Consider the following 12,952-nt stretch of genomic DNA (forward strand, 5'->3'; position numbering starts at 1 on the left):
ACTGTCGTGCTCTGTTCATGAACGTTCGCTATTTTATTTTACTTACTGTTTGCCTGCAAGCGTGTAACCTCGCCAAGCGTCTGCCCGCCAACGAGCGCCTGTACGTAGGAACCGACGTGAACCTGTCGGCCGACTCGACGGTGACCAAGGAGGCCCGCGACGAATTGCAGGTGCAACTGAAAGAACTTGCCCGCCCCCGGCCCAACAAAACCCTGTTTGGGTATCCGTACAAGGTAGCGATGTACTACCTGTTCGGCGAGCCTAAAACGGAGAAGGGCTTTCGGGCGTGGTTTCGGCGTAAATTTGGGGAGGCTCCTGTACTGGCAAGCGCCAAAGCGATCTCGTCTAATGCGACCATTTTTGCCGGTTTGATGGAGAACGAGGGCTATTTCCGGTCGAGCGTAACCGGGCGGCTGACCGAAGAGGGGTACAAGGCGCGTGGGGTGTACGACGTGCGCGTACCGGCCCGGTACACCATCGACTCGGTGCTGTTTCTGACCAATTCCGACCTGCCGCAGCGCCCCGACACCCTCAACGACGACGATGCCCGCGATACCCCCCGCACCGAGCGACAGCAACCGACCATCCGGCGGGCCGACGATGCCATGTTTGCCATATCGCCCCGTACGCTGCTTAAACCCGGCGATCCGTACCAGTTTGATGTGATCAAGGCGGAGCAGGAGCGAATCAGTACCACGCTCAAAAACCGGGGGTTCATCTACTTCTTGCCCGATTACGTGGCTATTCTGGCCGATAGTGCCGTTGGCAACCATAAAGTGCGGCTCTACGTGGCGCTCAAGCCCGAAATGCCCGAAGCAGCCGGTCAGCCGTACTTTATCCGAAATGTGTACGTATATCCGAACTACACGATCAACAACCAAACCGGCAACGACACCAACCGGACGCAGGCCTACACGCCGAGCGACACGACCCTCCGGCGGGTGTTTATCGTCGATTCGGCACGGCTCTACAAACCCCGGTTGTTCAACGATATTCTGAGTCTGAAACCCGGCCGCCGGTTCAGCAGCCGGGCGCAGGACCTGACCCTGAGCCGGTTTATTAACGTGGGCACGTTTAAGTTTGTCCGAAATCGATTCGAGCCAATTCAGCAGGGCGATTCGGCCTTGCTCGATGTGCATTATTACCTGACGCCCTACCCCAAAAAATCAATTCGGGGCGAGATAGCTGGTACGTCGCGCTCCAACGGGCTGGTGGGGTCGGAGCTGACCCTCAGTTTGCTCAACCGGAACCTGCTCCGGCGGGCCGAACTGCTCACGCTTAATGCCAGTGGCGGTTTCGAAATTCCGGTAGCTGCGCTGGGCCGCGTCACGACCACGTACCGGTACGGGGTTACAGCCAGCCTGAATGTGCCGCGCCTGATGGTGCCGTTCCGGATTCGGTACGATCAGCGGCAGTCGTTACCCAAAACAATCATCAGTGCGGGGTTTGAGGCACTCAACCGGTCGAAGTACTACACGCTCAATTCGTTCAATGCGTCGTTTGGCTATGCGTTCCGAACCAATCAGCGGGTAGAGCAGAATTTCACGCCGTTCAGCATCAACTATGTGCAGTTGGCCAACGAGGGGCCGTTCCTCGATTCGCTGGCGCTCGACCCACAAACGTCGCCCATCTGGTACAACATCATCACGGGCGAACAAATTATCCTGAACAGCCTCTACACGGTCAGTTATAGCTCGTCGCCCCGCACGGCTACCCCCCGCACGTACCGGGTGCAGTTCGGTATTGAGCCAGCAGGAAATCTGGCTTCGCTCGTGATCAACAACCGAAACAGCGAAGGCAGCAATGAGCTACTGGGCGCACCTATTGCGCAGTACCTGAAACTGGATCTGGACACGCGCTACTACTGGCGATTGTCGTCGGGCATGACCTGGGCCAGCCGGTTTCTGGCGGGGGTGGGTTTACCGTACGGCAACAGTAGTCGGCTGCCGCTCATTAAGCAGTACTTTTCGGGGGGGAGCAACAGCCTGCGCGGGTTTCGGCCCCGTACACTCGGGCCGGGTACCTTTACGCGGGTAACCGACGGCACCGGCTTTATTTTTCAGGACGGCGGGGGCGACATTAAGCTGGAAGCCAGTACCGAGCTTCGCCCCAAGTTTAACCAGTACCTGCAGGGAGCTTTGTTTATTGATGCGGGTAATGTGTGGTTGAAAGACCCATCGAATGCCGTCCTCTACGACAGTGCGAGCACCATTTTCGGCCGTAACTTTTACAAGGAAATCGCCGTAAACGGGGGAATTGGCCTGCGGGTCGATTTGTCGTACTTCCTTTTCCGGCTTGATTTGGGGATCCCCTTCCGCCGACCCGACCGGCCCGACGGGCAGCGTTGGGTATTCAACGAGATCAACTTCCGCGACCCGGTCTGGCGTCGGCAAAATCTGGTGCTTAACGTAGCGATTGGCTATCCGTTCTAACCCAAAAAACCTGCAAAGTCTTCGAGACGGCACCGGCCGCCCGGCTTACAGGTTTACTGACCCAAAAAACCTGCAAGGTCTTTGAGACGGCACCGGCCGCCCGGCTTACAGGTTTAAAAACAACGACCGCTACGCCATCCCAACGGGGCCACCGAAGCCCGACGGGAACCGGAAGTTGTCGTCGGGTTGATCGATACTACCGAAGCTTTCTTCGTACCGCCCGATGTTTTCTTTCAGGGCTGAGAGCAGCCGCTTGGCGTGTTCGGGTGTCAGAATAATCCGGGCCTTTACTTTGGCTTTGGGCACACCGGGCATCAGCCGGATAAAGTCCAGAATAAACTCGCTGTTCGAATGGGCAATCATCGCCAGATTGGCGTACGTGCCTTCTGCAATATCATCCGACAGTTCTACGTCGATGGTATTCTCCTGAGATTGGTTGTTCATTAGGTAACGTGTATTGCGGACAAAGAATCGTGTATAGGGAACGATACCACGGCCGAATTGGTGCGCGCCCGGCCGTAGCGGTTGGTTATTGTTTGTAGACTTTTCCGTCTTTCATCACAAACCGTACCGTTTGTAACGTCTTGACGTCTTGCAGCGGATTACCGTCTACCGCAATCAGATCGGCTAATTTACCCGTTTCAACCGAACCCAGCTGGTTTTTCATCCCCAGCAGTTCGGCATTGACGAGCGTGGCCGCGCGGATAGCTTCGAGTGGGGGCATCCCGCCTTCAACCATGTATTCAAACTCTTTGGCGTTGTAGCCGTGCGGATATACCCCGGCATCGGTACCGAAGGCAATTTTAACGCCTGCTTTGTACGCCTTCGCAAATGTTGACTGCACTTTGGGCCCGATAGCCAGCGCCTTGGGGGTTACGAGCGCCGGGTAATACCCAAAAATGCGGGCGGAGTCGGCGGCCGTGCGGCCCGCAATGATCGTCGGGACGTAGTACGTGCCGTACTGCTTGAAGAGGGTAATGGCTTCGTCGTCCATGAGCGTACCGTGCTCGATGGTGGTCACACCCGCCCGGATGGCGCGCTTCATACCCTCGGCCCCGTGGGCGTGAGCGGCTACCGTAAAGCCGTAGTCTTTGGCCGTTTCGACAATAGCTTTCAGTTCTTCGTCGGAGAACTGCGGTCCCTGCCCATCTTTGGCGTTACTCAGAACCCCACCGGTAGCCGTGATCTTAATCACGTCGGAACCCTCTTTGTACCGCTGCCGAACGGCCTTTCGGGCGTCATCGGGTCCGTTGATGACCCCTTCGAGCGGCCCCGGATCGCCCGCCAGTTCGCGCCGGTAGCCGTTGGTGGGGTCGGCATGGCCGCCGGTGGTGGCAATGCTTTTGCCACAGGTAAAAATGCGCGGGCCCTCGGCGAGCCCCCGGTTTACGGCATTGCGCAGGGCAATGTTTACGCCCGAGCCGCCCAGATCGCGCACGGTGGTGAAGCCCGCCATCAGGGTAACTTTGGCGTAGCGAGCCGCCTGATAGGCTACATCGGGCACGTTTTGGGTGAATCGCTCGTAGGCACCACCCCGGCGGGTTTCGCTTTCGAGGTGTACGTGCATATCGATAAGGCCGGGAAGCACGGTTTTACTACGCAGGTCGATTACCTGATCCTGGCCCGATCCGGCGGTGTAGCCTTTCTGAATCCCCGTGATCTTGTTGCCTTCGACCACTACGGTCATTTCGCGCTGAAGATCGTTGCGTACTCCGTCGAAGAGATTGCCGCAGTGGAGTAGGGTGCGCTGTTGGGCCAGGGCGGGTGTTGCGCCCAGTGTGAGTGCGGTCAATAGGTACAAGTAGTGCTTTTTCATGCAGGTACGGTTTTACGGCCACCACAGGCGGTACGGTCCGTTCGGGGGCCGTCAGCAAGATACAGCGAATCGGGCAATGAACGAAACGAGACGGGTCTCTGACGGGGAAGGTACCAGTTTACAGCAGAGTACCCGAAAAAACAAGGGCAGAGCGTTTCACTACATGAAGGCCCCTCTTTGTGAAAACCGTTGAAGTGGCTTTCACAAAGAAGGGCCTTTGTTGTGTAAATACTGAGCCGAGATACGCGACACTTCGCGTATCTACTTCACAATCACGCCGTCGGCAACAAACGTGACGGCTTTTTCGGGCTGGGTGATCTTGGCAATTTCGGCTTTGCTCTTGCCGGCGTCTTCGGCGTAGTGCTTCAGGTCGGCTACAGAGGTAGTGGTTTGCTGGGCGGTGCCTTCAAAAACAACCTGCTTGCCCACAATGTCTTTCGGAACAAAAAAGCCGTAGTCGCGGAAGGTCACACGCATGGTCTGGCCATCGGCGGTTTTGACTTTCATCCAGCAGCCTTTCATTTTGCAGACCGACTCAACCGTACCCTGCACCTTGGTATTAAACTCCGACTTGTCGCCCAGTTTGGCTACCAGTTCGGGGGCGGGGATGGCGCCGTCTTCCGTAATTTTCTTGCCGTGAAAGCTCTGTGCGGTGGCACCCACAGTGAGGCCCAGTGACAAAGCGAAGATGAGTGCGTATTTCATGCGTTTTGACGTTGGATATTAAACAGCCGATGCCGGACGACTAACGAGATCCGGTCATCAACCTCTCAAAGATACTATTTTTTCCACTGCATGACATCCAGCACATTAGTGCAAAACTCGTACTCGGCGGGGTCGTTGGAGCCAATCAGCAGCAGCTGATCGGGGTGGAGGGTTTGCACCTGTTCGTGGTACCAGGCCGCCCCCTGCCGGTCGAGGTTGCTGGTGGGTTCGTCGAGAATGACAACGGGGGCCTGCGAAAAAAAGGCGAGGCCCAGCTTGACGCGCTGCTTCATGCCCGACGAGTAAAACTTGATCTCCTTGTCGAGTGCGTGGCTCAAACGCATCCGGTCGGCGGCTTCGTCGAGGCTGAGGCCTGTCTTAAACGGCTTAAACGTCTGGTGGAACGCCATCATTTCGCGCAGGGTCAGTTCCTCAATTAATTCGAGATAGGGAGCTACGATGGTCACGTGCTGAAACCAGGCATCGGTAGGGATTGTTGTGCCCTGGAAGGTGTAGGTCAGGCGGCCTTCGGTGGTGGGTAGCGCCCCCGACAGCAGTTGCAACAAGGTCGATTTGCCGCTCCCGTTGGGGCCCACAAAGGTGAAACTGTTGGCCGGGCCGGTGAGCGAGGAGTGGCTCGTCAGCTGAAGGTCGACGTGCCGGAACACCCATTCACGCCGATATTTTTTACCAACATCACTCGCAGTAAGCTGAATCATGGCGCAAAGGTAGCGTCTGTTCCTTAACTTGCGTATTCTCATGCTGTACGACAATCATAACCGCCCTATCCAGTATCTCCGACTGGCCGTAACCGACCGCTGCAATCTCCGGTGCTTTTACTGTATGCCGGAAGAGGGTATTAAGTACCTGCCCAAGCATCAGCTCCTAACTTATGAGGAGATGGAGCGAATTGTGCGCGTACTGGCCGAAATGGGCGTTTCGAAAGTCAGAATTACGGGCGGAGAACCCTTTGTACGCAACGGACTCATGGACTTTATGCGAACGCTCAGCGCCATTCCGGGCCTGAACGAGCTGGCCATGACCACCAACGGCGTGCTGACGGCCCCGCACGTAAGCGAGCTGGTGGAGCTGGGTGTGCGGTCGGTGAACCTGAGCCTCGACTCCTTCGACCGGGAGCGGTTTCGGCAGATTACCCGGCGCGACGAGTTGCCGGCCGTGCTCAACACGCTCGATGCGCTGCTGACCGCGGGCGTGCAGGTGAAAATCAATGCCGTGGTGATGGAGGGGCAGAATACCCAGGATCTGGGGCCACTGGCCGAACTCTCGCGGCAGCCGGGCGTAGCGGTGCGGTTTATCGAAGAAATGCCGTTTAACGGTGAGGGAACGCACTACCCCGTGCTGAACTGGACGTACCGCCGGATTCTGAACGAGCTACAGCAGCTCTACCCGGACCTGCAAAAAGTGCCCGATGGCCCCTTCTCGACTTCATACGACTACCAGATTCCGGGCTATGCCGGTACGCTGGGCGTGATAGCGGCCTTCAGCCGGACATTTTGCGGCACCTGCAACCGGATCCGTCTGACGGCCCAGGGTACGCTCAAAACCTGCCTGTACGACAATGGCGTGCTCGATGTGCGCGCGCTGCTGCGGGCCGGTGCCTCCGACGACGAGTTGCGGGCTGCGTTTCTCAAAGCTTTTGCGCACCGCCCTGCCAACGGCTTCGAAGCCGAACAGCACCGGGCGCCCGTTACCGAGTCTATGTCGACAATTGGGGGGTAGTGAGGTTAGGCGTAGGGCGAGCCTTTTTCAGTCAGGTACTGGCCAATAGTAAACACAACCCCCGGCATCACGTCAATGTCTTTATGCCAGTCTTTGATTTGCCAGTCTTCATTGGCTGTGGCAATCGTCACTTTTTTTGCCTCGGTAGTAATCCAGATCACTTTCTCAACCCCAAAGCTGAGTAGCTTTTGTGTTTTCTTGAAAATGTAAGCGTTTTCATCAAGGTGGGTTGGGTCGGCAGTCACATCAACTTCGATAACGAGTTTAGGGGGCACATCGGCGTAGTTGGTATTGATAGCTGTAATGGGGAGTGTTGCGTTATCGAATACCAGAATGTCGCCCGCCAGATTATTGTGCTTATCCAGATGAATACCTGTTTCGCTCGATAGGATGGTAAACAGGTCTTCGTCCAGTTGCTTGAAAAGAATCCGTTGGCAATACGCCACAATAAATGACTGTAAGGTGCTCGACCCCATGATTTCGGAAAACGTTTTTTTGCCTGATATAACAGCTTGGTAACCTCTGTAATAGATCGGCTTACCGTCCATGAGTTCGTACACCAGATAATCGGGTACGTTTTGGCGGGGTTGTCGGCTCTGAATACCTTTTCGGGTGGCTATCATCACGTTTGCTGTTTCTGTTGCTCCACTATACTAACTATTCAGAATCTGAGTTTCTTTACTCGCTCAGCACAAAAATGTCCTTTGTGTTACGGCCCAGTCCGTCGTAATCGAGGCCATAGCCCAGCACAAACCGGTTTTCGATCTCGAACCCGACGTAATCGAGCTTCAGCGGGCGTTTCAGGGCTTCGGGTTTGAACAGCAGAGTCGCTACCGCCAGCGAAGCCGGCTTCGACTCGCGCAATTGGTCGCACACATCGCCGAGGGTCAGGCCCGTATCAACAATGTCTTCTACCACAATCAGGTCGCGGCCGGTGATCGACTCGCCCAAGCCCAGAATCTGTTTCAGATGGCCCGTAGAGCTGGTTTGGGTGTACGATGAAACCCGGATGAACGTGATTTCGCAGGGCATGGTCAGTTGCCGGAACAAATCGGCGGCAAATAGCACCGCCCCGTTTAGGACAACCACCATCAACGGTTTTTTGTCGTGATACGCCTGATTGATCTGCGCGGCTAAGTCGGTAATGCGCTCTTGAATGTCGTTGGCCGCAATAAACGGAACAAACGTTTTGTCGTGAATTGTCAACATGGATTGGCTGGCAAAAGCCAAAGATACAACCAACTTTAGCTACTGAACAGGTTTGTGTCGATAAACGCGTTTCGAAACTTACCACTCGGGTCGTATTGCTGCATCAACGCTTTAAACTCGGCCAGTTTGGGTATTCGGCTCTGCAAGGTGGCGGGGGCCATGGTAAACAGCTTGCCCCAATGCGGCCGCCCGTTGAACGGAGCCAGTTTTTCTTCGATAAGCGGAAGGAGCTGCCGTACGGCTTCCCACTCAGGTTTCCAGGTAAAGTGGATAGCCACGGTTGTCTGGTTATACTGCGGGCTCAGCCAGAGGGTATCAGCGGCAATGGTCCGAATTTCGGTGATAAACAGGTGCGGGCTGATTTTTGCCCCTAAACTGGCCACGGCTGTTATGGCTTTATACGCGTGTTCGATCGGTACAAAATATTCGGATTGAAGCTCTTTGCCGCTGCTGGGTGTGAACCCCATGCGAAAGTGTGGCAACCGCTCGTACCACGGCCCCGGAACACCCATCTGTTCGGTGCAGTTTTCGGCCGAATGGTCGTCGAGGGGGTGCATGTTCTGCGTAGCTAATTTGGCCCCGTAAAACTCGGGCGTTAGCGAAACCGGGGCCTGACTATCGCCCTCCACCCGACTCTTGATCCAGACCTGATTGATGTTCTGGTTGCGCCAGTCGGTAAATAAGCTCACGCTGTACCCACTCGACATAATGGTTTCGAACTGGGTTTCCAGAACCGCCATTGGCAGATTACGGTACACGGCCTGCTGCATCATAAACGTGGGTTGAAGGGCAAGCGTAAGTTTGGTAATCACGCCGAGACTACCGAGGCTCACCACGGCTCCATCGAACAGATCGGGGTTCTGTGCCCGCGAGAGCGTGACTGTTTGGCCGTTCGCGTCGATCAGTTCGAGGGCGGTGACGGCCGTTGCGAGGTTTCCGTTTTTGATGCCCGAACCATGCGTAGCGGTGGCACAGGCACCCGCCACCGATATGTGCGGTAGCGAAGCCAGATTGTGCAGGGCGAACCCTTCTTTGTGCAGATACTCGCACAATTGCCCGTAGGTAGCTCCGCTCTCAACCGTGACCGTTTGGGCGGTGCGGTCGAGCGAGACAATCGTATGCAGGTTCTTGAGCGATACCTGCGCCACGGTACTGTCGGCAATGGCGTTGAACGAGTGCCGACTGCCCAGTGCCCGCACCCGTTTGTTGTCTTGAATGCTATCACTAACCTCGGCGGCTGTGGTTGGCGAACTCACATTGCCGGTGCTGTACGTGAGGTTTCCGGCCCAATTGGTCAGGGGTTGGCCGTCGGACTGATGTTGGCAGGAAACGAGTGGCGACAACAGGCTGCCTGCGAGCAGGGTCGATGAGGTTTTCAAAAAGGTACGTTTGTTCATGGGGTTTAGGCAACAAGATACAGCGGTAAAAGACACCCGCCCCGGCTCCTTACCGACCGGCCCTTACCATACCGCTCCCGAACACCGCAAAACCTCCGCATACTAACCGGATGCACTAAAAAATAGGCTTAAAGTAAACGGACTCGACTGCTAAAACGTTGATAGTACGAATTAACCATCTGTGGACGAGTGAACGGAAAAATTAGTTGGCTGACCGCGTTCTGCCTGTGTCTGGTAACCATTGCCAGGGCTCAATTGTATGACCCATCGGCCTTTGATAAGAAGTACGATGGTTTGCTCAAGCACCCCGGTGTGCAGCTGGAGTCGGCGGAGGCTATTAACCAGCTGTATAACTACAAATTTTACGAGGCTGACAAGGAGTTTAGGTGGTTGCGGGTGCGGTACCCCAAACACCCGATGCCGTATTTTCTGATGGGTCTGGCCGAGTGGTGGAAAATGGTGCCCGACATTGAGGTGACCGATTACGACGACCGTTGTCTGGCCCTTATGGATACCACCATTACGCTGGCCGAGCAACTTTACGAAGACAGCGATAACAAGATCGAGCCCTCGTTTTTCCTGGCGGCAGCTTACGCCTTCAAGGGCCGTATTTATGCCGAACGGAAAAAGTGGACCAAGGCAACCTTTGCCGGAAAAAACGCGCTGAAGTATTTCGAAAAGTGTAAGGGCAACGGGGACTTTAACCCCGAACTGCTCTTTGGCGACGGGTTGTACAATTACTATGCGCAGTGGATTCCGCAGAATTACCCCTTGCTGAAACCGATCCTGGCCTTTTTCCCGAAGGGCAACAAAGAAAGCGGGATTAAGCAGCTGGAGCGCAACGCCAACAATGCGTTTTACACCCGTACCGAGGCCCGTTATTTCCTGCTGCAGATTTACAGCATGGAAAACCGCTACGACAAAGCTTACGAGTTGGCCAAGTACATGAATGAGCAGTACCCCGACAATCCGTTTTTTGAGCGGTACTATGCCCGTTCGGCGTTTGTACGGGGCTATCTCAACGAAGCCGAAACTGTATCGAAGCGGATTCTGGACAAGTTAGCGCAGGGCAAAGCCGGTTATGAGCCCGTCAGTGGGCGCACAGCCGCGTACATTCTGGCGTATGTGAACCAGAACTTCTACCACAACCTGCCCGAAGCCAAGACGTATTACCAGAAGGCTATCGACTTTGCCCGGCAAACCAACGCGACCAACGCGGGCTACTACTGGGCGTCGTTGCTCAACATGGGTAAGATTGCCGATACGGAGAAGAATTACGACCTGGCCCGTAACTACTACAAACAAGTGATCGACGCGGCCGAGCGCAAATCGAGCCAGTACAAAGAAGCTGAGAAAGCGCTCAAGGACAGCAAAAAATCGCGCCGGGAAGAGCGCCGGAAGCGCCGGGACGACTGACCACCGAGCTGACGGGTGCCACCATTACCCAGCCCGGAGTGATTAGACGAAGAAGGCCCCACCTGCGTGGGGCCTTCTTCGTTTGGGAATAGAGAGTTAGGAGGTTACAACTTAGCCGGGTCGAGAACGATGTGCCGGATTTTCTTGCGTTTCCAGGTGTACATCACGTGCACTTTGTTATCGCTCGTCTGAATAACGGCCGGGTACGAAAACTCTTCGCCCCGCTCGTTTTCGAGTTCCACCACAGGTGTCCAGTCTTTGCCGTTGCTTGAAAGAGCTATGTTCAAAGGCGACCGTTTGCCCCACTTTTGAGCTTCGGTCGGTACGTGGTTGTACACCATCAGTTGCCGACCATCCTTGAGCGTCACGGCATCAATGCCTGAGTTGGGGTTGGGTAGGGCGAGGTTTTCGAGGGGACTCCAGGTGGAACCGTTATCATCCGACCAGGCCGATTGTACAAACCCGTTGGTGCCACGCGCTACCAGCTGAAGCTTGCCGTTGGGGTAGAACAGCACCGACGGTTGAATAGCCCCCACCGTTTTGCCGTCGTTCAGGGCAGGGGTCCGTTTCCAGGTTTTGCCCATGTCGCTGGTGGTTTCCATGTGCAAACGCCAGCCGTTGTCTTCCGAGCTGGAAGGGCTCAGCAACGTGCCCGAAGCCAGCAGCACCGGCTTGTTTTTGATGGGGCCGGGAATATCGTCGGGCAGGCGCACCGGTTTCGACCAGGTAAGGCCACCGTCGTTTGATTGCATTTGCATACCCCACCAGGTACTCGGGCTGGGGCCTACCTTATAAAACAGCATCAACGGGCCTTTGGGGTACTGAAACAGAACCGGGTTCCAGGTCGGGTGCCGTTTGCCGTCGGCCTGCACGCCGTTGGCCACTTCAACGGGGGGCGTCCAGCCTTGCCCGGTCCGCCGACTTACCCAGATACCCACGTCGGGGTGTTTCTCGTGGGTGCCGCCAAACCAGGCTGCCACCAGCCCTTTGGGCGTTTCGGCCAGGGTAGAGGCATGGCACGATGGGAATGGTGCCTGTTCGTACACAAACTCACGGCTGAGTTCGGCTTTGGGCGATTGAGCCAGCAAACGGCCCGAAATAACAAAGAGAAGCAGAAACGAACGACGAAGCATATCGTGTTGGAAAAGGGTGGTTTATACATAAAAAAAGAGCGATATGCGGTTCTACCCAACATATCGCTCTTTTCAACAAATGTCTTCGGTTACGGAATAGGCAGTGCCTTGCTCTCTTTGAATGTGCTCAGGATCACCATGGTCTTGGTGTTGGCTACTTCCTCGATTTCGTTGATCACTTCCAGCATCAGCTTCTGGTACGAGTTGATGTCTTTCGAAATCACTTTGAGCAGGAAATCGCCATCACCCGTAATGTGGTGACATTCAATGATTTCCGGAATTGTATTGACCTTGGCAACAAAGGAGTCGGTCACTTGTTTTTTGTGGCCCACGAGGGTGACCATTACAAATGTCGTAACGCCCAGCCCTACCCGTTCGGGGTCGAGTTTGGCGTGATAACTCTGAATGATGCCAGACGTTTCTAGTTTCTTGACTCGTTCGAGGGTAGGAGCGGGAGACAGACCAATCTCTTTGGATAGTTGAGCGTTGGTAATCTTGGCGTTATCTTGAAGAATATCTAAGACTTTGCGGTCGATCTGATCTAATTTGGAACTCGACATATTCATACTGTTGCAGGAGTAAGTATTGTTGCTCAGGCTGGCGCAAAGCTACGTGCTTTTCCATAAATTATTCTAAAAAAATACGGAAATCTTACAAATTGATAAAACAAAGTGTAGCCAAAACCTGAAATTGCCGCACAAAATTACAGCTAAATCGTCATATACCAAACGGTATGCTTTACCGCTTACTCACACGATTGTGGCTGATTTGCCGTTGGCGATTGGCCTTAAACGGGTGATCGTCAGCCGCCGAACGAGCAGCGTGTTTGGTGGCGCGGCCCTGCACCCGTGCCCGCCACATACGCCACGACGAGGGCTTCATTTCCTGCCGCATGAGCTTGATAACCTCCTGTTCGGTAAGACCAAACTGAGCCTCGATAGCATCGAAGGGCGTGCGGTCTTCCCAGGCCATTTCGATAACACGGTCAATATCTTCGGGGGTAAGCATAAGACGATACAGGCGGCTAATTGTGGGCCAATGTTTTTTGTATAAACTATTCTGCGGCCCCGGAAGTTAAGTATCCCGGTAAAATCGCCGGGCGAA

Annotated in this window: 13 protein-coding genes; 3 read left to right on the top strand and 10 right to left on the bottom strand. The window is 55.1% G+C overall.

Translation table 11 applies throughout. The features are described from left to right. The first annotated feature begins 17 nt into the window (after nucleotides 1–17). Nucleotides 18–2,432 carry a translocation and assembly module lipoprotein TamL gene (gene tamL, locus RUDLU_RS0116460; RefSeq protein WP_019989508.1) on the top strand — a complete coding sequence of 805 codons (2,415 nt, stop codon included), beginning with the start codon at nucleotides 18–20 and terminating at the stop codon, nucleotides 2,430–2,432. Nucleotides 2,433–2,561: 129 nt separating this feature from the next. On the opposite strand, the gene RUDLU_RS0116465 is transcribed toward tamL, so the two are convergent. The 4 genes from RUDLU_RS0116465 to RUDLU_RS0116480 all read right to left on the bottom strand — a co-directional run bounded on the left by RUDLU_RS0116465 (nucleotide 2,562) and on the right by RUDLU_RS0116480 (nucleotide 5,672). Further along, nucleotides 2,562–2,876 carry a DUF3467 domain-containing protein gene (locus RUDLU_RS0116465; protein ID WP_019989509.1) on the bottom strand — a complete coding sequence of 105 codons (315 nt, stop codon included), beginning with the start codon at nucleotides 2,874–2,876 and terminating at the stop codon, nucleotides 2,562–2,564. Nucleotides 2,877–2,961: 85 nt separating this feature from the next. Next, on the bottom strand, nucleotides 2,962–4,248 hold the full coding sequence (locus tag RUDLU_RS0116470; protein ID WP_019989510.1) for a metal-dependent hydrolase family protein: 1,287 nt from the start codon (nucleotides 4,246–4,248) through the stop codon (nucleotides 2,962–2,964). 261 nt (nucleotides 4,249–4,509) lie between these two features. Continuing rightward, nucleotides 4,510–4,953: a DUF4920 domain-containing protein gene (locus RUDLU_RS0116475; protein ID WP_019989511.1), complete on the bottom strand. Its 444-nt coding sequence runs from the start codon at nucleotides 4,951–4,953 to the stop codon at nucleotides 4,510–4,512. Between the two features lie 74 nt (nucleotides 4,954–5,027). After that, on the bottom strand, nucleotides 5,028–5,672 hold the full coding sequence (locus tag RUDLU_RS0116480) for an ABC transporter ATP-binding protein (RefSeq protein WP_019989512.1): 645 nt from the start codon (nucleotides 5,670–5,672) through the stop codon (nucleotides 5,028–5,030). Between the two features lie 40 nt (nucleotides 5,673–5,712). Here RUDLU_RS0116480 and moaA point away from each other — a divergent pair, with 40 nt between their 5' ends. After that, entirely contained in the window at nucleotides 5,713–6,693 is a 981-nt protein-coding gene (moaA, locus tag RUDLU_RS0116485) for a GTP 3',8-cyclase MoaA (RefSeq protein WP_019989513.1), read from the top strand. Nucleotides 6,694–6,698: 5 nt separating this feature from the next. Here the strand turns inward: moaA and RUDLU_RS0116490 are convergent, their stop codons facing one another. The 3 genes from RUDLU_RS0116490 to RUDLU_RS0116500 are packed head-to-tail and all read right to left on the bottom strand — an operon-like array spanning nucleotide 6,699 to nucleotide 9,299. Continuing rightward, the gene (locus RUDLU_RS0116490) at nucleotides 6,699–7,316 is read right to left on the bottom strand and encodes a PDDEXK family nuclease (RefSeq protein WP_019989514.1); all 618 of its coding nucleotides are present in this window, start codon (nucleotides 7,314–7,316) and stop codon (nucleotides 6,699–6,701) included. Nucleotides 7,317–7,371: 55 nt separating this feature from the next. Beyond that, on the bottom strand, nucleotides 7,372–7,902 hold the full coding sequence (gene hpt / locus RUDLU_RS0116495; RefSeq protein WP_019989515.1) for a hypoxanthine phosphoribosyltransferase: 531 nt from the start codon (nucleotides 7,900–7,902) through the stop codon (nucleotides 7,372–7,374). 35 nt (nucleotides 7,903–7,937) lie between these two features. Continuing rightward, nucleotides 7,938–9,299, bottom strand: coding sequence for a D-arabinono-1,4-lactone oxidase (locus RUDLU_RS0116500; RefSeq protein WP_019989516.1), 1,362 nt, complete (start codon nucleotides 9,297–9,299; stop codon nucleotides 7,938–7,940). A 189-nt stretch (nucleotides 9,300–9,488) separates the two neighbouring features. On the opposite strand from RUDLU_RS0116500, the gene RUDLU_RS0116505 reads away from it, so the two are divergent. Continuing rightward, nucleotides 9,489–10,715, top strand: a complete 1,227-nt coding sequence (locus tag RUDLU_RS0116505) for a tetratricopeptide repeat protein (protein WP_019989517.1) — start codon at nucleotides 9,489–9,491, stop codon at nucleotides 10,713–10,715. A gap of 104 nt (nucleotides 10,716–10,819) precedes the next feature. Here the strand turns inward: RUDLU_RS0116505 and RUDLU_RS0116510 are convergent, their stop codons facing one another. The 3 genes from RUDLU_RS0116510 to RUDLU_RS0116520 form a co-directional block, all read right to left on the bottom strand. Continuing rightward, entirely contained in the window at nucleotides 10,820–11,848 is a 1,029-nt protein-coding gene (locus RUDLU_RS0116510; RefSeq protein WP_019989518.1) for a sialidase family protein, read from the bottom strand. A gap of 89 nt (nucleotides 11,849–11,937) precedes the next feature. Continuing rightward, nucleotides 11,938–12,408 carry an Lrp/AsnC family transcriptional regulator gene (locus RUDLU_RS0116515; protein WP_027303136.1) on the bottom strand — a complete coding sequence of 157 codons (471 nt, stop codon included), beginning with the start codon at nucleotides 12,406–12,408 and terminating at the stop codon, nucleotides 11,938–11,940. 178 nt (nucleotides 12,409–12,586) lie between these two features. Continuing rightward, nucleotides 12,587–12,856, bottom strand: a complete 270-nt coding sequence (locus RUDLU_RS0116520) for a TIGR03643 family protein (protein WP_019989520.1) — start codon at nucleotides 12,854–12,856, stop codon at nucleotides 12,587–12,589. Nucleotides 12,857–12,952: the final 96 nt, after the last annotated feature.

Source organism: Rudanella lutea DSM 19387, assembly GCF_000383955.1.
GTDB classification, from domain to species: Bacteria; Bacteroidota; Bacteroidia; order Cytophagales; family Spirosomataceae; genus Rudanella; species Rudanella lutea.